At 62.7% G+C, this 18,634-nt stretch carries 19 protein-coding genes and 1 tRNA gene; 11 read left to right on the top strand and 9 right to left on the bottom strand.

Going from position 1 to position 18,634, the window contains the following annotated elements; genetic code table 11:
- Positions 1-66: 66 nt before the first annotated feature.
- Genes ROE7235_RS12275 through ROE7235_RS12265 form a run of 3 tightly spaced genes read left to right on the top strand, consistent with a single transcriptional unit; the run spans position 67 to position 3,843 of the window.
- Positions 67-354, top strand: coding sequence for a sarcosine oxidase subunit delta (locus ROE7235_RS12275; protein WP_121095821.1), 288 nt, complete (start codon positions 67-69; stop codon positions 352-354).
- Positions 351-3,296, top strand: coding sequence for a sarcosine oxidase subunit alpha family protein (locus tag ROE7235_RS12270; protein ID WP_121095820.1), 2,946 nt, complete (start codon positions 351-353; stop codon positions 3,294-3,296). Before ROE7235_RS12275 ends, ROE7235_RS12270 begins: the two co-directional genes overlap by 4 nt.
- Positions 3,289-3,843, top strand: coding sequence for a sarcosine oxidase subunit gamma (locus tag ROE7235_RS12265; protein ID WP_121095819.1), 555 nt, complete (start codon positions 3,289-3,291; stop codon positions 3,841-3,843). Before ROE7235_RS12270 ends, ROE7235_RS12265 begins: the two co-directional genes overlap by 8 nt.
- Here the strand turns inward: ROE7235_RS12265 and ROE7235_RS12260 are convergent.
- The 7 genes from ROE7235_RS12260 to ROE7235_RS12230 all read right to left on the bottom strand — a co-directional run bounded on the left by ROE7235_RS12260 (position 3,838) and on the right by ROE7235_RS12230 (position 10,606).
- Entirely contained in the window at positions 3,838-4,572 is a 735-nt protein-coding gene (locus ROE7235_RS12260; RefSeq protein ID WP_121095818.1) for a GntR family transcriptional regulator, read from the bottom strand. The two genes, ROE7235_RS12265 and ROE7235_RS12260, sit on opposite strands and share 6 nt — an antisense overlap.
- Complete coding sequence (locus tag ROE7235_RS12255; RefSeq protein WP_220669564.1) at positions 4,569-5,447, bottom strand: N-acetylmuramic acid 6-phosphate etherase; 879 nt, start codon at positions 5,445-5,447, stop codon at positions 4,569-4,571. Before ROE7235_RS12255 ends, ROE7235_RS12260 begins: the two co-directional genes overlap by 4 nt.
- Positions 5,448-5,458: 11 nt before the next feature.
- Positions 5,459-6,469, bottom strand: a complete 1,011-nt coding sequence (locus ROE7235_RS12250; protein WP_121095816.1) for an ABC transporter ATP-binding protein — start codon at positions 6,467-6,469, stop codon at positions 5,459-5,461.
- A 1-nt stretch (position 6,470) separates the two neighbouring features.
- Positions 6,471-7,505, bottom strand: a complete 1,035-nt coding sequence (locus tag ROE7235_RS12245; protein ID WP_183073499.1) for a Gfo/Idh/MocA family protein — start codon at positions 7,503-7,505, stop codon at positions 6,471-6,473.
- The gene (locus ROE7235_RS12240; protein WP_121095843.1) at positions 7,502-8,341 is read right to left on the bottom strand and encodes a carbohydrate ABC transporter permease; all 840 of its coding nucleotides are present in this window, start codon (positions 8,339-8,341) and stop codon (positions 7,502-7,504) included. The genes ROE7235_RS12245 and ROE7235_RS12240 overlap by 4 nt, the downstream gene beginning before the upstream one ends.
- Positions 8,342-8,357: 16 nt before the next feature.
- A complete protein-coding gene (locus ROE7235_RS12235; protein WP_121095815.1) occupies positions 8,358-9,287 on the bottom strand; it encodes a carbohydrate ABC transporter permease in 930 nt (309 codons plus the stop codon).
- A gap of 65 nt (positions 9,288-9,352) precedes the next feature.
- Positions 9,353-10,606, bottom strand: coding sequence for an ABC transporter substrate-binding protein (locus tag ROE7235_RS12230; protein ID WP_121095814.1), 1,254 nt, complete (start codon positions 10,604-10,606; stop codon positions 9,353-9,355).
- A gap of 316 nt (positions 10,607-10,922) precedes the next feature.
- Here ROE7235_RS12230 and ROE7235_RS12225 point away from each other — a divergent pair, with 316 nt between their 5' ends.
- The 5 genes from ROE7235_RS12225 to ROE7235_RS12205 all read left to right on the top strand — a co-directional run bounded on the left by ROE7235_RS12225 (position 10,923) and on the right by ROE7235_RS12205 (position 15,301).
- On the top strand, positions 10,923-11,798 hold the full coding sequence (locus ROE7235_RS12225) for a glucosamine kinase nucleotide-binding domain-containing protein (RefSeq protein WP_121095813.1): 876 nt from the start codon (positions 10,923-10,925) through the stop codon (positions 11,796-11,798).
- Positions 11,795-12,817, top strand: a complete 1,023-nt coding sequence (locus ROE7235_RS12220) for an SIS domain-containing protein (RefSeq protein ID WP_121095812.1) — start codon at positions 11,795-11,797, stop codon at positions 12,815-12,817. Before ROE7235_RS12225 ends, ROE7235_RS12220 begins: the two co-directional genes overlap by 4 nt.
- Complete coding sequence (nagA, locus tag ROE7235_RS12215; protein WP_121095811.1) at positions 12,817-13,962, top strand: N-acetylglucosamine-6-phosphate deacetylase; 1,146 nt, start codon at positions 12,817-12,819, stop codon at positions 13,960-13,962. Before ROE7235_RS12220 ends, nagA begins: the two co-directional genes overlap by 1 nt.
- 94 nt (positions 13,963-14,056) lie before the next feature.
- Positions 14,057-14,695, top strand: coding sequence for an exopolysaccharide biosynthesis protein (locus tag ROE7235_RS12210; RefSeq protein ID WP_183073498.1), 639 nt, complete (start codon positions 14,057-14,059; stop codon positions 14,693-14,695).
- Between the two features lie 15 nt (positions 14,696-14,710).
- On the top strand, positions 14,711-15,301 hold the full coding sequence (locus ROE7235_RS12205; RefSeq protein WP_121095809.1) for a methyltransferase domain-containing protein: 591 nt from the start codon (positions 14,711-14,713) through the stop codon (positions 15,299-15,301).
- On the opposite strand, the gene ROE7235_RS12200 is transcribed toward ROE7235_RS12205, so the two are convergent.
- A complete protein-coding gene (locus ROE7235_RS12200; RefSeq protein ID WP_121095808.1) occupies positions 15,298-16,701 on the bottom strand; it encodes an aminotransferase-like domain-containing protein in 1,404 nt (467 codons plus the stop codon). The genes ROE7235_RS12205 and ROE7235_RS12200 overlap by 4 nt on opposite strands.
- Before the next feature lie 94 nt (positions 16,702-16,795).
- On the opposite strand from ROE7235_RS12200, the gene ROE7235_RS12195 reads away from it, so the two are divergent.
- The 3 genes from ROE7235_RS12195 to ROE7235_RS12185 all read left to right on the top strand — a co-directional run bounded on the left by ROE7235_RS12195 (position 16,796) and on the right by ROE7235_RS12185 (position 18,311).
- Positions 16,796-17,023 carry a DUF1127 domain-containing protein gene (locus ROE7235_RS12195; RefSeq protein ID WP_121095807.1) on the top strand — a complete coding sequence of 76 codons (228 nt, stop codon included), beginning with the start codon at positions 16,796-16,798 and terminating at the stop codon, positions 17,021-17,023.
- Between the two features lie 91 nt (positions 17,024-17,114).
- Positions 17,115-18,173 carry a tRNA 2-selenouridine(34) synthase MnmH gene (gene mnmH / locus ROE7235_RS12190; RefSeq protein ID WP_121095806.1) on the top strand — a complete coding sequence of 353 codons (1,059 nt, stop codon included), beginning with the start codon at positions 17,115-17,117 and terminating at the stop codon, positions 18,171-18,173.
- 61 nt (positions 18,174-18,234) lie between these two features.
- Positions 18,235-18,311 (top strand) — tRNA-Met (locus ROE7235_RS12185).
- Between the two features lie 208 nt (positions 18,312-18,519).
- Here the strand turns inward: ROE7235_RS12185 and ROE7235_RS12180 are convergent.
- The coding region (locus ROE7235_RS12180) for an IS3 family transposase (RefSeq protein ID WP_220669565.1) at positions 18,520-18,634 on the bottom strand (115 nt) is incomplete at its 5' end.

Here is an 18,634-nt window from a genome sequence, read left to right as displayed (position 1 = left end):
TTCATCTTGCCCCAAATACTCACATTCCGACAGCCGCCATACCGCGCCACGTCAGGACATTTGCACATGATCATCAACCATCCTCTGCTTGGCCCCTGCGATGCGCAGGAATTCACCTATCTGGGCGACGCGTCCTTGATCGACCGGCCCGATGGCATGGCCGACGGCGCCGACGCAGCGTTCCACGACTACCTGTATCTGCGCGACAACCCGGCAGGCCTGCACCGTGAATTGTGGTTCCACGAACAGGGCGACCGCTCCTGGCTTGTCGTCACCCGCGACACGGTCACGCATGACATCACATCGGTCGAACTGGCGCGCGATGTCGCGCGGGCGAAGGGGCGCAGCGCATGAGACTTCCTTCCGGCGGACAAATCGACCGCAGCCAAAGCCTGCGTTTCACTTTCGACGGGCAGCAGTATCGCGGCCATCCGGGCGATACGCTCGCTTCGGCACTGCTGGCCAATGGCGTGCGGCTGATGGGGCGGTCCTTCAAGTATCACCGCCCGCGCGGCCCGATCGCGGCGGGCAGCGAAGAACCCAACGCGCTTGTCACGCTGGGCCGGGGCGGGCGACAGGAGCCCAACACCCGCGCAACGGTGGCAGAACTGTTCGACGGGCTAGAGGCGCGCTCGCAAAACGCATGGCCCGGCCTGCGGTTCGACGCGATGGCGATCAATGACCGCCTGTCGCCCTTCCTGACCGCCGGGTTCTATTACAAGACCTTCATGTGGCCCGCTGCGTTCTGGGAAAAGCTGTATGAGCCTATGATCCGCCGCGCCGCTGGTCTGGGCGCGATCAGCACCGACCCGGACCCCGATAGCTACGACAAGGGCTTTCTGCATTGTGACCTGCTGGTGATCGGCGCCGGACCATCCGGCCTGATGGCTGCGCTAACCGCCGCGCGAGCAGGCGCGCGGGTCATCTTGGCAGATGAGGATTATACCCCCGGTGGGCGGCTGAACGCGTCGGCAGAGCAGATCGGTGGGCAGGCAGCAACCGACTGGGCGGCACAGGTGCTCGCAGAGCTGGGCACTCTGCCCAATGTCCGAATATTGCCCCGTACCACGGTGGTCGGCGCGTTCGACCACGGTATCTACGGCGCGGTGGAACGTGTCTCGGACCACCTGCCCCAACCTCTGCCCGGCAAGCCGCGTCAGACGCTTTGGCGCATCTATTCCAAGCGCGCTGTGCTCTGCGCCGGGGCACTGGAACGCCCGATTGCCTTTGCTGACAACGACCGCCCTGGCATCATGCTGGCGGGCGCGCTTGCGGCCTATGCCCATCGCTGGGCCGTCAGCCCCGCGAGCCGTGTGGCGATCTTTACGAATAACGACAGCGGCCACGCCACAGCGCGCGACCTGATTGCGCTGGGTGTCGATGTCCGCGCGGTGATCGACACCCGCGCCGATGCGCCGAAGCTCGACGGCACAGAGGTCATCGCCGGTGGGCAGATCACCGGCACGCGCGGGCGGTTGGGCCTGAGCGCGGCGCAGATCACCCGCGCGAACGGGCGCAGCCACTGGCTGGAGGTCGGCGCGCTCGGTGTCTCTGGCGGGTGGAACCCGAATGTCGCGCTGTCGTGCCACCAGCGCGGGCGGCCCGTCTGGCGCGATGACATCGCAAGCTTTGTACCCGGCGGCATGTTGCCCGTTGGAATGTTGGTCGCAGGTGCCGCCGCAGGACAGTTCGGCACCCATGCCGCGCTGGCCGGTGGTGCGGCACAGGCAGCGGCAGCTTTGGGCGACCTTGGCATCCCGGCCAGCACGCCCGACCTGCCGCAAGCGGATGACGCGCTCTACCGCATTACCCCCTTCTGGCATGTCGGCGGCACCAAACGTGCATGGCTCGATTTCCAGAATGACGTAACCGTCAAGGACGTGAAACTTGCGCATCAGGAAGGGTTCCGCTCGGTCGAGCATCTGAAACGGTATACCACACTGGGCATGGCGACGGATCAGGGCAAGACCTCTAACCTTGGTGGACTTGCGGTTATGGCCGAACTGGCCGGCCAGAGTATAGAAGCGACCGGAACAACCATGTTCCGCCCGCCCTACACGCCCGTGGCCATGGGGGCGTTGGCGGGGCGTGCCACCGGCCCCGATTTCAAACCCACCCGCAAGACCCCCAGCCATGTCTGGGCAACGGAACAGGGGGCAACCTTTGTCGAGGTCGGCCAATGGCTGCGTGCGCAATATTTCCCGCACGCCGGTGAAACGCATTGGCGGCAAACCGTGGACCGAGAGGTCAACGCCACCCGCAGCGGTGTCGGCATTTGCGACGTGACCACCTTGGGCAAAATCGACGTGCAGGGCGCGGATGCAGCCGCGTTCCTGAACCGCATCTATTGCAACGGGTTTGCCAAACTGGCGGTCGGTAAAACGCGCTACGGGCTGATGCTGCGCGAGGACGGCATTGCCATGGATGACGGCACCGCCGCGCGTCTGGCCGAGGATCATTTCGTCGTCACAACCACGACCGCCAACGCCGTGCCGGTGTTCCGGCATATGGAATTCGCGCGCCAGTGCCTTTGGCCCGACATGGATGTGCAGCTTGTGTCCACAACCGAAGCCTGGGCGCAGGTCGCCGTGGCAGGGCCGAAATCCCGTGAACTGTTGCAACGGATTGTCGACCCGGCCTATGACCTGTCGAACGACGCTTTCCCATTCATGGGTTGCGCAGAAATCACCGTTTGCGGCGGGTTGCGCGCCCGGCTGTTCCGCATCTCGTTCTCGGGCGAGTTGGCTTTCGAGTTGGCCGTGCCCACCCGCTACGGCGACGCACTTATGCGCCGCTTGATGGATAAGGGCGCCGATCTGGGCGTCACGCCCTATGGCACCGAGGCGCTTGGGGTTATGCGCATTGAAAAAGGCCACGCCGCCGGGAATGAACTGAACGGCACCACCACCGCGCGCAATCTTGGGCTGGGCCGCATGGTCAGCACCAAGAAAGACAGCATCGGCGCGGTCCTGTCACGCCGCGAGGGGCTGACCGAAGAGGGCGGGCTGGAACTGGTCGGCCTGCGCGCGGTCAATCCGCAGAAGCAGATTCCGGCGGGCGCGCATATATTGGAACCGGGTGCGGCAGCTACGGCCGCGAACGACCTCGGCTATGCGACCTCTGCCTGTTACTCGCCGACGATTGGCAGCTATATCGCACTGGCCTTTGTGCAGGCGGGCGGCACGCGGATGGGCACGCGCCTGCGCGCGGCGTCGCCACTGACAGGGGTAGATGTGCCGGTCGAGATCGTCTCGCCCCATTTCGTGGACCCGGAAGGAGAACGGCTTCGTGCATGACCTTGCCCCCCTGACCGCGCTTGGCGCGGCGACGCCCCGGCACGACATGATCGGCGGTGTCACGATTGCGGAAAACCCGAATGTCGCGCTCGCCTCTGTCGCGGCGCGGCGGGGGAAATCCGAACCCTGCGCCACCGCGCTGGCCGACTGGCTGGGCGCGCCGGTGCCGGAGGTGGCGCAGCATTCGGGCGATGCCAAGACGGGTTTCTGGCTTGGCCCCGACATGTGGATGCTGGAAGCACCCTTCGCCACGCACGAGGACATGGCGCGCGACCTTGGAACGCGGTTTGAGGGGCTGGCCAGCGTCACAGAGCAAACCGACGCATGGGCGCGATTCGACCTGTCGGGCGATGGGCCGGACGACATGCTGGCGCGGCTGACCAATCTGGACCTTGCCACCCTGCCCAACCGTTTCGCGCGGCGCACGGTGATGGAGCATATCGGCTGCTACCTGTTGCGACGCGGGGCGACGTATAGCGTCTATGGTCCGCGTTCGTTCGCAGCCAGCCTGCATCATGCGCTGTGCCTTTCGGCAGGTGCGCTATAGCTCGCGCAACTCGCTGACGAAATCGTACCGGTCGCCACGATAGGCCGAGCGGGTGAATTCGACCATGGTGCCATCACGCAGGTAGCCGCGCCGCTCGATCCGCAGAATGGCGGCGCCGGGCGGAACACATAAATGCCCGGCCTCGGCCTCTGTCGCCAAGGACGCGGTGATCCGCTGCAAACCCGTGACAGGCTTGTTGCCCAGATGGTCCAACGCGTCATACAGCGACGTGCTTACATGTCCCAGATCGGGAAGAAACCGCGCCGGAACCGTCGCTTGTTCCAGCGCCAGTGGTTCATCATTCGCGGTGCGAATGCGCAAAAACCGCGCCACTTGCGACGCCACCGGCAGGCCGAAGACCAACACATCCTCGGGCGCGGCAGGCGCAATCGCTTTTTCCAGCCAGACGGACCCCGGCGCCATGCCGCGCCGCGCGAGATCTGCCGAGAAGCCCGCCAGCAACGCCGATGGCTGTTCGATCCGCGGGGCGACAAACGTGCCCGACCCCTGCTTGCGCGACAGAGCCCCCTCGCGCATCAGCAATTCCAGCGCCTTGCGCACCGTTACGCGCGACACATCAAGCTGTTCGGATAGCTGGCGCTCGGATGGCAAGGCTTCGCCAACCGCGAAAGCACCGTGGCGCACCTGTTCGCGCAGGAGTGAGGCCAGCCTCACATAGAGCGGCGTTGAATCCGCCTTGCCCGACAAAAGCTCGGGCCGCAACGTCATACCTGTGCCCCGGCGACATTGCGCAGCACACCTTGGGCTGCGTCCAGCGCGGCGCGGGCCGCAGGCAAATCATAACCCTGCGCTACCAGAATCGCGGGTTTGATCTGCCAACTGGCCGTTTCCAAGGCGGCTTGCGCCGTGGCGTCATCGACCTGCGCCAGAGTTGCCACCATCCCGGTTGCGCGCCCGCGCAGCTTGATGTTCTGGGGCCGCATATCGACCATCAAGCCGCGATGCACATGGCCCAGCCGCAGCATGATCTGCGTGGACAACAGGTTCAGAATCGCCTTTTGCGCCGTGCCTGCTTTCATGCGGGTGGACCCTGCAATCGCCTCGGCCCCGGTCGCGGCCAGAATGCCGTGTTCGGCCACTGCGCAGAGCGGCGCGCCTGCGTTGCAGGCAATGCCTACGGTCAGCGCGCCGGTCACGCGCGCTGCCTCTATGACCGCAACGGTAAACGGCGTGCGCCCGCTGGCGGCAAGGCCGATGACCACATCGTCCGGCCCGATGCCGTTATCCGCGACTTGGGCGCGCCCATCCTCGGCATTGTCTTCGGCCCCTTCAATACCCAGCATGAGGGCGGCTTCGCCCCCTGCGATCAGGTACAGCGTGCGCGCCTCTGGCCAATCATAGGTCGGGCCCAATTCGATGCCGTCTTGCACCGCGACACGAATGGACGTGCCCGCACCCGCATAGACCAGCCGCCCGCCCGCGCGCAGGCGTGGCGCGGCGGCGGCAACCACATCGGCCATTTCGGGCAGCGCGGGCGCGATCGCGGCCAGCGCCGCCATTTGCCCTTCCAGCATGGCGCGCAGCGCGGTTTCGTCATCCCAAGTGTCAATGTCGCGGTAGCGCGGGTCGGCGAGTTCGGTCATGATATGGTCCTTCAGGCAGATGCCGGATGCAGGCGCTGCCCGGTATCGTCGAAATGGAACGCGCGCGCCATATCGGGACGCATGACAAGGCTATCATTGACCGCGTAGGCGTGCTCGCCGAACAGCCGCACCGTGACCAGCCCATGGGGGTCGGCATTGACATAAACCAGCGTTTCCCCGCCCAGATGCTCGACATGGCTGACGCGCCCATCTATGCCCGCGCCGCTGTCTGCAAGGGTGATGTGTTCCGGTCGCACACCCATGGATTTTCCAACCGCACCCAGCGCGGGGGCGTCCAGAAAGTTCATCTTGGGCGATCCTATAAATCCGGCGACGAATTCGTTGGCGGGGTTGTTATACAGCTCCATCGGGGCACCGACTTGTTCAATCCGGCCGTCACGAAGCACCACGATGCGGTCGGCGAGCGTCATCGCCTCGACCTGGTCGTGGGTGACATAAACCATCGTTGCGCCCAGTTCGCGGTGCAGATTGGCGATTTCAATGCGGGTCTGCACACGCAGGGCCGCATCAAGGTTCGACAACGGCTCGTCGAACAGGAACAGCTTGGGCTTGCGCACGATGGCACGGCCAATGGCCACACGCTGACGCTGCCCGCCCGACAGTTCACCGGGGCGACGGGTCAGATAACTGCCAAGGTCCAGCATCCCCGCCGCGCGATCGACCGACTCGGCGATCTGCGCCTTGGGCTGGCCTGCCTGTTTCAGACCCAGCCCCATATTGTCACGCACGTTCAGATGCGGATAGAGCGCGTAGGACTGGAACACCATCGCGATCTCGCGCTGCGAGGGCGGTGTGGTGTTGACCAACTGTCCATCAATGCGAATATCGCCAGAGGTGATATCCTCCAGCCCTGCGATCATGCGCAACAATGTGGATTTTCCGCAGCCCGAAGGGCCGACAAACACACAGAATTCACCGTCCTGAACCTCTAGGGTCACATCGCGGATCACATCGACGGTGCCAAAGGATTTGCAGGCATTGTGCAGTGTCAGGTGTCCCATTCTATCCTCTTGGCTTCAGGCGCACGGGCTGGCCGCTGCGCACGCTTTCATCTGCCGCCAGACATATGGCGACGGACCGCACGGCATCTTTTGCATGGCGGGTCAGATCCTGGTTTTCGGTTATCGCCTGCGCCATTGCGGCGGCCTGACGGTCGCACAGGGCCTGATGGCCGGGGCTGTCGGGAAATTCGTGGCAGGTTTCGCCCTGGCCTGTGGGCGCGACAATCAACTGGTCGGCGGCGGTGTGCCCTTCGACATCGGCAGAGCCCACGCCTTGCGGCGCGCGCAAGCTGACCGCGCCACCGGGGCTGACCACGTCTTTGACGAAATGCGCGGTTTCGGACATCATCGGCCCCCAGCCCGCTTCATACCAACCGCAAGAGCCGTCCTCGAACAGCACTTGGAAATGGCCGTAATTGTACATATCGGGCGCGATCTCATCGCTCAGGCGCAGGCCCATGCCGCGCACCTCAACGGGCGCCGAGTCGGTGATCTGGCACATCACATCAACATAATGCACGCCGCAATCCACAATAGGGGGCGTCGATTGCATGAGCGCCTTGTGAATCTCCCATGCAGGGCCGGTGGAGCGCTGGTTCAGGTTCAGCCGGAACACATAGGGGCCATGCAATGCGCGCGCTTCGGCAATCAGGGCCTGCCATGTCGGGTGGTGGCGCAGGATATGGCCGACCATCAGCTTGCGGCCGGTTGCGCGGGCGGTGTCTGCCACACGTTCACATTCGTCAACCGTGGTGGCGAGCGGCTTTTCGACGAACACATGCGCGCCAGCATCCATTGCTTTCAGGGCAAGCTGCGCATGGCTGTCGGAATAGGTGGCAATCGCAACCATATCGGGGTTTAGCCGCGCCAAGGCCGCATCGAAATCGTGGTCAACCGGCAGGTGGGCCAGCGCTTCCGGCAGGTCTACAGGGCTGCGGTTAACCAATCCCACGACCTGATAGGCAGGGTTGGTGGCATAGGCCAGCGCATGGCTTTGCCCCATCTGCCCAAGGCCCACGACAAGCACACGGATCATTTGACCGCTCCTTTCGTGATGCCCCGGATCAACTGGCGCGAAAAGATCAGATACAAAACCACCACCGGAAATATCGCCAGCGACAGCGCCGCCAGAACCGCGTTCCAGTCGGTCACGTACTGGCCAAGGAAGATCTGGCTGCCGAGCGTCAGGGTTTTCGTGGCCTCTCCCGGTGCCAGGATCAGCGGGAACCACAGATCATTCCAGATCGGGATCATGGTGAACACGGCAACCGTCGCCATGGCGGGGCGCACCAGTGGCAGCGCGATGGTGAAAAAGATGCGGTATTCGCTGAGGCCGTCAATCCGTGCGGCGTTCTTCAGGTCATCCGACACCTGCCGCATGAATTCCGACAGGATGAACACCGCCAGCGGCAACCCTTGCGCGGTATAGACCAGCACCAAGGACGTCAGCGTGTTGACCAACCCCGCCGCGACCATGATTTCCAGAATCGCCACCGTTCCCAAACGGATCGGGATCATGATGCCCAGCGCCAGATACAGCGCCATCAGCAGGTTGCCGCGAAACCGGTATTCGGCCAGCGCAAACGCCGCCATTGCCCCGAACAGCAGCACAAAGAACAGGGACGCCACCGTCACGATCAGGCTGTTCTGGAAATAGAGCAGGAAATTGCCCTGCTCCAACACCGTCTGAAAGCCGATCGGGTCGAAGGTTTCGGCCGTGGGCAGTGAAAGCGGGTCGTTGAAAATGGCGCGCCGCCCTTTGACCGAGTTTATCAGGATCAGGAACACCGGATAGAGCGCCAATACCGTGTAGGCGATCAGGATAGCATGGGCGGCGGCAGAGCGCCCCATATTGGCACGGGCAGAGGTCATCATCTTCCGGCCCCTTTCAAAACTGGTAGCGGCGCAGCCGCGTTTGAACGCCGAACAAGTAGATAGAGACGCCGACCAGAATGATCGCGAACATCACGGTCGCCACCGTCGCCCCCATATTCGGATCGCCAAGTTGCAACTGAAACCCAAAGAAGGTGCGGAACAGGTATGACCCCAGAATATCGGTGGTGAAATTCGGTCCCGCCAGCGCGCCTTGAGTCACATAAATCAGGTCGAACGCGTTGAAGTTGCCGACGAAAGTCAGGATCGAAATGATCCCGATGGTGGGCAGCAGCAGCGGCAGCTTGATCTTCCAGAACTGGCTTGCGCCGGTGATGCCGTCCATCTCGGCAGCTTCCAGAACCTCGTCGGGGATGGATAGAAGTGCGGCATACATCAGCATCATCGGGATGCCGACGAATTGCCAGACCGAAATAAGCGCCAGCGTGGTCAGCGCCGACCGCTCCAACCCCAGCCACGGCGCGAACCAGTCGCCGAGGCCCAGTGCATCCATGAATGTGGGCGCAACGCCCCACAGCGGCGACAGGATCAGCTTCCAGACAAAGCCGACAATCACGAAGCTCAGAATGGCGGGGATGAAAATAGCCGTGCGGTAGAACGCGGCAAAGCGCAGTTTCGGTGTGGACAGGATGGCCGCCAGCGCAATCCCGATAGGGTTCTGCACGAGCATGTGAATGACGAAAAACCACAGGTTGTTGCCGGTTGCGTTCCAGAAGGCATCGGACCAGCGGTCATCGCCGAACAGGGTGCGGAAGTTCTGCAACCCGACAAAAACGCGGGTGCCGTCCTCTGCGCGCGCAAATAGCGACAGGTTCAGCGTGCCGAAGAGCGGTATGATCATGATCGCGGTGTAGATCAGCACGGCAGGTGCCAGAAACACAACGATATGCCAACGGAACGGCCTTTTCTGGGCGCGGTCAGACATAGGCAACCTATCAGGTTCGGGAAAAGTGATTGGGCAGCCCCGAAACGGGGCCGCCCAGAGCAGGTTTACTGCTGCGGTTCATACCAAGAGGCGAGACCCTCTTGCATTTGCGCGCCAGCCTCTTCGGGGGTCTGGCCACCACGGATCACGTTGGCAGATGTGCCCCAGCTTTCATTCGAAAGGTTGGGCGTGCCACGCGACAGGATCTGGTGGAAGGGCCGGATCGAGCTTTCACACTCGCCACGCCAGCTGATGAATTCCTGCGCCAGAGGATCATCCAGCGACACATCGGCATTCGACAGCGGGAAGAAGCCCGGCACAGCATTGGCGAACAGGTTGGCAAATTCGCTGCTGCCTAGCCAGTTCAGGAAAGTGCGCCCGGCTTCCTGATGCGGCGAGGCCGCGTTCAAACCCATGCCCATATCGGTATGGTCGGAAATGTAGCAGGTGTCGCCCGCGTTCTGCACTGGCGGCGGGAAGGCCCCCATCTCGAAATCAGCCTGCGTGCGGAAGCCCGCGATCTCCCACGATCCGGCCGGGAAAATTGCGGCACGGCCCAGGGTGAACAGGTTCTGACTGTCAGGATAGCTTTGCGATTCGAACCCACGGCCCAGATAGTCGGACCAGCGCGCCAGTTGCTCGAACGGGGCGACGAATTCGGCATCGGTCAGCTTCGCCTCGCCGGCGATCAACGCGTTGCGCCCCTCTTCGCCGTTCCAGTAGTTCGGCCCGATATTGGCATAGCCCATCGTCGCCGCTTCCCACTGGTCGTTCACGCCCATCGCCATCGGGATATAGCTGCCATCTTCGGCAATCGCATCCAGCACGGCAAAGAATTCGTCAACGGTTTCAGGCTCTTCCAGCCCCAGTTCCTCGAACGCATCGGCGTTGTAGATGAACCCGTGGATCACGGACGCCATCGGCACGCAGAATTGCTGGCTGCCATCATCGGTGGACCATGCCGATTTCGCCACGTCGGAATAATTCGCCATGCCGTCCAGTTCGGTCAGGTCTGCAAGTTGTCCGTTCTGGAACAGCGCCAGCGACGCGTCGAACGCGCGGCAGGTGACGATATCGCCCGCCGTACCCGCATCCAGCTTGGAGTTGAGCGCGGAATTGTATTGCGCGGGCGCGGTCGGCTGGAAATCCAGCTTGATGCCGGGATATTCCGCCTCGAATGCGGGGATGATCTGGTTGCGCCAGATCGAGATGTCATCGTTGCGCCAGCTTTCGATGGTCAGCGTCACATCCTGCGCCATAAGCGCAGTGCCGCTGAGCAGGAATGCCGCCGCGGCGAAAGTCGTCTTGCGTGCCGTCATTTTGTGGAACCTCCGTGTTGCCGAAGGACGCAATGGTCCACCGCACGTTACTGGCGGTGTAGTCCCCATGCATCCCCTGCGCCACATGTAATGCCAAACTAATACCACTTGTCCAGAGTTTTCTTTTTCAAAACCTCGTTTGGGTGATAGATGTCTGGCATTCAACCAGAAGGTTTTAGCCTATTTATATGAAAATAAATGATATAAAGGTACCATGATAAATTTTCCCGTCTCCGGCTCGCGGTATCAGGTCGTCGGCCAAAGCCTCTTTCCTTTTGGTATTACTGTGGTATTAGATCAAATGATGAGGTGAAAAATGACGCTGTATATTGGCCTTGATGGGGGCGGCACCGGGTGCCGTGCACGCGCTGCCCGTGCTGATGGAAGCCTTGGCGCCATTTTCGAGGGAGGCAGCGCCAATATCCATTCCGACCCCACCGGCGCAGAGCAGCAGATCAGCGATGTGTTGGCCCGCCTGCTGGCTGCCGAAGACTATGCCGACACTGACCTGCATATCGTCCTTGGCTTGGCTGGTGCATCCGAATCCGGCGCAGCCGCGCGGCTTTCGGCGGCCTTGCCCTACCCGAACCTGACGGTTTTGGGCGACATAGATATTTCCCTGTCCGGCGCGTTCGAAGATGCGGACGGGATCGTCATGGCAGTTGGCACCGGATCTGTGCTGGCGCGGCAGGTCGGGGGGCAGATGCAACGGGTGGGCGGCTACGGCTTCGCGTTGGGCGATGAGGCTGGCGGCGCATGGCTTGGGCGGCGCGCCCTGTCTGCCGCGCTTCATGTGCGCGACGGGCTTGTTCCGGATGCACCGCTTGCCAAAGCCGTCTGGGCACGCTTCAAAACCGTGCCGGCGCTTCTGGCCTTTACATCCGCGTCCCGGCCCGCCGATTTCGCGTCGCTTGCACCGCAGATCGTTGCGTTGGACAAAGCAGGCTGTGCGTTGTCCCGCCGCATTTTGGACGAGGGCTGTGCCTATCTGTTGAAGGCTATCCGCCATTTGCAGGCCGGTAACGCCGAATTGCCTGTCGCGGCAACGGGCGGGCTAGGTCCGGTTCTGCTGGACCGGATCGCGCAAGGCACAAGCCCGCCCCTGCACATCACACCACCCAAAGGCACTGCACTGGACGGGGCGCTCTGGCGTGCCCGCCATTTGGCCAAAACCAAAGGACTTACCGAATGACCGAAACCCATATGGCGCGCGAGATTGCGGAAATTCCGGATCGGGTGCGTGAAATGCTGACATGCAATGCCGCAACACTGGACGACATCGGTGCCGCGCTTCGCGCGCATGACCCCCAACTTGTAACCAGTGTTGCGCGCGGCTCGTCCGACCACGCGGCGACTTATATGAAATATGCTTGCGAAATCCTCACGGGGGTGCCCGTTGCCTCTGTCGGCCCATCGGTTGCATCGGTCTACGGTGTGCCGCTGCGCCTGCCACGCACGCTTTGCGTGGGGATTTCGCAGTCTGGCAAAAGCCCCGATATCGTGGCGATGACCCGCGCCAGTGCATCCGCCGGGGCCAAGACACTGGCCATCACCAACCACCCCGAAGCGCCGCTTGGCGCAACCGCCGATTTCTGCCTGCCGCTGGGTTGCGGACCAGAGCAAAGCGTTGCGGCCACCAAGACCTTTGTCACCTCTGTGGTCGCCGCTTTGGCCATGCTGGCCCATTGGGCCGAAGATACTGCGCTGAAAACCGCGTTGGCCAAGTTGCCCGACGCCTGTGCTACGGCACTTGCGCAAGACTGGTCGCCCCTTGCCGACCGCCTGGTGCGCGCGCCTGCGCTCTATGTGCTGGGGCGCGGACCGGGATATGCGATTGCGTCTGAAATCGCGCTCAAGTTCAAGGAAACCAGCGCCATTCATGCCGAAGCCTATTCCGCTGCCGAGGTTCTGCATGGCCCGTCCGCACTTGTGGAACGCGGTTTTCCGGTGCTGGGCCTGATCTGCGATGATGCCGCGCGCGATGGGTTTTGTGACACCGCCGCCAAGCTTGCAGGCCAAGGCGCAGATGTGTTCGTGACCGACAAGGTTGCAGGCACCACGGAATTGCCACGCGCCGCACCATTGCACCCGCTTTTGGACCCGCTTCTGAGCGTCGTCAGCTTCTATGTCTTCATAGAGGCGCTGGCACGCCGTCGCGGCTTGCAGCCCGACACGCCGCGCCACCTGCGCAAAGTAACAGAGACGGTCTGATGCGACGCGCGCTCCGGGCAGACCAGATTTTCGACGGCTGGCAGATACATACGGGCCGGGCGCTGTTGCTGGACGGTGCGCGTGTCGAAGCTGTGGTCGACACGATCCCCGCAGGTGTGCCGGTGACAGAGCCAGGCGCAGGGGTGCTGGCGCCGGGTATGGTAGACCTGCAAGTCAATGGCGGCGGGGGCGAGATGATCGGCCCCGACACCGACATTGACCAGATCGCCCGCATCTGCGCGGCGCATCTTGCCCTGGGGGCCACCAGCATCCTGCCCACGCTGATCACGGACCGGCCCGACGTGACGGGGCGGGTGCTTGCCGCCGCGCGTGCGGCGGCAAAGGCCAAGATCCCCGGATTTGCCGGGCTTCATCTGGAAGGCCCGCATCTGGACCCGGCCCGCCATGGTGCGCATGATCCGGCCCTGATCCGCCCGATGGACGAGGCCGATCTGGCCGCAATGGAACAAGCCGCGCATGACCTGCCCGCGCTGATGGTGACATTGGCGCCGGTCGCAGTCACCTCGGCGCAGATCGCAAGATTGCGGGCAGCGGGCGCGGTCGTCAGCCTTGGCCACACGAATTGCACCGCCGAAGAAGCGCGCGCTGCCTTCGCTGATGGTGCAAGCTGCGTGACCCATCTGTTCAATGCCATGAGCCAGCTTGGCAACCGCGCGCCGGGGCTGGTCGGTGCCACGCTGTGCAGCGATGCGCGCGCAGGCATTATTGCCGATGGCGTGCATGTGGCAGAGGACCCATTGCGCGTTGCCCTGAACATGATGGCCCCGGATCGGCTGTTTCTGGTCAGCGACGCGATGGCGGCGGCAGGAAGCACAGCCAGTTCTTTCATGCTGAACGGGCGGCAAGTGTTCCGCCGCAACAAACGTCTGACACTGGCCGATGGCACGCTGGCGGGTGCCGATATTTCGCTACCTCAATCGGTGGCGCATCTGGCCGGACTGGGCGTGCCGGTGGAACGCGCGCTCGCCATGGCCAGCCGTATCCCCGCCGATACGATCGGGGCGCGCCATCTGGGGCGTTTCACGCCCGGGGCACAAGCCGATATGGTGCTTCTCGACGATGCCCTCCAACCCCGTCAGGTCTGGCGCGCAGCGCAATCGGCATCGGTGGCGGCACAGCTATAGTCGCGGCACAGGCTCACGCTTGCGTTATTGCAGTGGTGCAGAGCTGCGCCAAACGCCATATAATCCCTATTCTATTTCAAGGCGGCCCAAGCACATGCCCTTCGACCGCGGCCCTATCGGCGCGAAACTCAAATACAAGCGCGGCAATCTGCACAGGCTGGTCAAGCATGTGGCAGAGGCAGGAAGCACAGACGGTGTGACCCTGCGCAACATTGTCGACACGCTCGGGCCACGGTCCTTCGGGCCGATGTTGCTGGTGCCCGCACTGGCGATTGTCTCGCCCGCCTCTGCCATCCCGACAGTGCCGACGATGCTGTGCATTGCCATCGGGCTGATTGCCATGCAGATCGTGCTGAAACATGACAAGGTCTGGCTGCCCGAATTCCTGCTGCGCAAACGGTTGAGCGCGCGCAGGTTCGATCAAAGCCTGCGTTTTTTGCGCAAGCTTGCCTATTGGCTTGATCCGTTCATAAACGAACGCCTGACCGTGCTGACCGACCGCCCCGGCAACTATCCTGCGCTGCTGATTTGCTGCATTATGCCACTCTTCATGCCCCTGATAGAGTTGATGCCCTTTGTCACAAGCTTTGTCGCCTGCGCGCTTGCGCTGTTCGCGGCGGGGTTGCTGTTTCGCGACGGGGTGTTGATGCTGGCAGGCTATATGGTGGCCGCGACAGGAGCGTTTTTTGTCTACCGGATTTCGGGCGAGATATTTCAGTGGCTTTTTGCCTGACGTGAAAGGCCAGCCATGACAACAGCGTTGCACCGCGACCGACTGGATACGGTCTTGGCCGAAATTCTTGCAGACGCCCCGACGCGGGTGCTTGACCTTGGCTGCGGCGATGGCGAGTTGATGCTGCGGCTGGCGGGCACACACGGGCTTGAACGGCTGGTCGGGATCGACCCCTGCGCCGGGACTTTGGCCCGTCTGCGGTCGCGCATGCCCCGCCAAGCTGGCGTCGAGATACGAATGGCCTCTGCTCTGGACCCGCCGCCCGATCTGGCCGGGTTCGACTGCGCCGCACTGGTCGAGGTCATCGAACATCTGGATCCGGCGCATCTGTCGAAACTGGAACGTGCCTTGTGGCGGACCTTGCGGCCTGCAAAGCTTGTCGTGACCACGCCCAATGCCGAATTCAACACGCTGCTGGGTGTGCCGCCCCACCGCTTTCGCCACCCTGACCACAAATTCGAGTGGCCGCGCGTCAAATTCCGCGCATGGGCTGCGCGGGTCGCGCATGCGCATGGATACGATGTGGTATTTCAAGACCTGGGCGGCGCGCACCCAAAGCTTGGCGGGGCAAGCCAGATGGCCGTTTTCAGGCGCGAAACGCGCTAAACCACCATCCCGTCGGGCGGGTTGTCCAGCAGGTCGCGCAACCGCGCAATGGCGCTTTCAAACCGCCCAAGCGGGATTTGCGCGTTGATCCCGATGCGCACGGCGTGGGGCACGCGAGCGTCGCGCAGGGCGAAATCTTCGGCAGAGCGTAGCTGCACACCCCGGCTTGCAGCGGCTTTTGTAAACGATCCCGCGCGCCACCCCTCGGGCAAGGTCAGCCACAGAAATGGCACATCATCGCCCCAGCGCAGATCGTAGCCGCCCAACCCATTTACCGCCACACGGGTATAGCTTTGCAACCGCGCGCGAACTTTTTCCGCGATCGCCATCGTCTCAGGGCGTTGCAGCAGGTCTTCTGTCAGATCGGCCAGTGGCCGCGCCAAACCAAAAAATCCGTGCTCTGCGGCGCGGCGCAAGGTGGTGGCATGGGCACGCGGTGCGACCGCAAAGCCGATGCGCAAGGCCGGGGTCAATGATTTTGAAAGCGATGACACATACCACCCCAGATCGGGCAAGAGCGCGCGATAGCTGGACGCACGGGCCACACCCAAACGATAGCAATCATCTTCCAGAACATGCAGACCGAGTTGGCGCGCAACCCGTGCAATATCCCTGCGCCGTGCTTCCGGCGTGAACATACCGGTCGGGTTGTGCACTTCGGGGCAGGTGCACAAAAGCTGCGCCTCGTGACGTTGTGCCAGATCGGCCAAAGCTTCGGGTATAATACCCTGTGCATCCATCGGCACCGACACCACATCGGCGCGCAATATCTGCGCGGCACGACGAAAGCCCGGATAGGTCAGTTCCTCCAGCAACACCACCGGCTTGCGGCCTTGTAATACGGATTGCATGACCAGCGACACACCCGACTGCCCGCCATGCGACAGCACGATATCCTCTTGGTCTATCGGCCCAAGGGCCGCGCCTTCCAGCCAATGCAGCACGGCACGCCGCGCGGGCGCGAACCCGGCACGCGACGGGTAGGCCAGGAGATCGCGCGGAGCGCGTTCGGCCAACCGCGCAAAGCCGTCATGGATCAGCGCCACCTGCCCCATATCGGGAAGCGCGGTCGCAAACAGGCTGATCTGCTCATCGCCCTCGGCGGCGAGCGTGCTCTCAACCCAAGGCTCTGGCACGAATTGCACCGGCGGTTGCGGGCGCGCGATGAATGTGCCGCGTCCGACCTGCCCCTCGGTCGCGCCCTCGTCCGTCAGCGCGGCATAGGCACGGGCCACGGTGCCCGGCGTCATGCCCAGCGTCCATGCCAAGTCGCGCACGGGCGGCAACTGGTCGCCCGGTTCAAGCACGCCTTGGGCAATCGCCCCGCGAATGGCGGCCACCACATCGCGAAACTTGGATCGCCCGGCCCCCGGAACGTAATGCGCCAAAATTGTATCCATAACAATGTTTCCTTGGACAGGCCGCTTCGCAGTTTGTATCGTATCAATATAGCGAAAGCTAATATTGTGTCAATACAATCGAAAGGACACTGCCATGACACAGACCATCACCCGCCCTGCCCTCGCCTATCTGACCACAGCGACCACGCTGCCGGCGATTTCGGTTCTGGCGCTGCGTGTGGCTGTCGCCGTGGCAAAATGGTCAGAACGCCGCCGCACCCGCCAAGACTTGCACAAACTGGACGCGGGCGGCCTGCGCGATATTGGCCTGACGCAAGCGCAAGCATGGCGCGAAGGTCAAAAGCCCTTCTGGCGCCCATAGGCGCATACCAGTTCTCTCTGACTTGGCGCGGCTTTGCCCGCGCCATTTTTTTGTGGGTGTAAGGGGGTCGCAGACCGACTATAGCACCGGGATGAGTCTATCCCGCTACACCCCCGACACGTTGCGCGATCTGTGCGCGTCCCCGTTCGAGACAATCATCGACGTACGCGCGCCATCCGAATATGCCCAAGACCATGTACCCGGCGCGATCAACCTGCCGGTCCTGTCGGATGCAGAGCGCGCGCAGGTCGGCACGATCTACACCCAGGACAGCCCGTTCAAAGCGCGCAAGATCGGCGCAGCCCTCGTCGCACAAAATGCCGCGCACCATCTGCAAACGGCACTTGTGCACAAGCCGGGTGGCTGGGCGCCCTTGGTTTACTGCTGGCGGGGCGGGCAGCGCTCTGGGTCTTTCGCGACAATCCTGTCACAGATCGGCTGGCGGGTATCCGTGCTGGAGGGCGGTTATAAAAGCTGGCGTCGCATGGTGCAGACGCAGCTTTATGAAACCGCGTTTCCGGCCCCCGTGCTGCTTCTGGATGGTGGCACGGGCACTGGCAAGACCGACATCCTGCATCACGCAGCCGCCATGGGGGCGCAGGTGATCGACCTTGAAGGACTTGCGCAGCATCGTGGCTCTGTCTTCGGCAGCACCGGTCCGCAACCTTCGCAAAAACTGTTCGAGACACGGCTGGCGCGCGCCATGGCCATGCTGGACCCCAAGAGGCCCGTGTTGATTGAAGCCGAATCCAACCGTATAGGCGCAATTCGGCTGCCCCCCGCGCTTTGGGATGCAATGCGCGGGGCCGATCTGGTGCAGATCACCGCACCGCTGGATGCCCGTGCGCACTATATTGCAGAGCGATACGCGCAGATGTCGCAAGATAGCGCCCAGCTTTCCCAGATACTGGACGGACTGCGCAAACATCACCCCGCCGCGCGTGTGCAGGCATGGCAGGCCATGATCGCGCAACCCGTTGATCTGGCCCGAGACCTGATCGCGCAGCATTACGACCGGCGCTATGCCCCAGCCCCGCGCAGCGCGACCGTGCTGGAAAAAATCACGCTGGCCGACATGTCCCAAACCACGCTGAAACAGGCGGCACACACCTTGTGTGATACCGCTGCGCGTAAGGGGCCGAAATCTTGAAACGGACACCGCTTGAGGGCTTGACGCTCTCCGCGGGCTCACTTAAACGCACTCTCGGTCCGGCGGAGTAGCTCAGGTGGTTAGAGCAGCGGAATCATAATCCGCGTGTCGGGGGTTCAAGTCCCTCCTCCGCTACCAAAATTCCCAAATTGCAACGTTGCCCAAGTCACCGAATGGGCATAGGATTTTGCGTGTTCTTGCTATACCCAAGGCAAGACCGACAAATCCTGCATTTTTTCAGTCTTGCAGGGCGATGCCCGAAACACCCTTTTTATCTTGCTGATCTGCCTGTTTTTAATTTGGAGTGATGGACCTGTCCCGTTTTTGTGCCGCCCCAAGTGCTCGTTTAAGCTACCTTTCGTTCGAATGCGACCGGGCTTTTCCAGCCCAGTGCTGAGTGACGGCGGCGCGGATTGTAGAAGCCATTGATATATTCGAAGATGGCCATCTCAGCCTGTCGC

The organism is Roseinatronobacter ekhonensis (genome assembly GCF_900499075.1).
In the GTDB taxonomy this organism is placed as follows: Bacteria; Pseudomonadota; Alphaproteobacteria; order Rhodobacterales; family Rhodobacteraceae; genus Roseinatronobacter; species Roseinatronobacter ekhonensis.
This window is presented reverse-complemented; position numbering and strand designations above follow the sequence as displayed.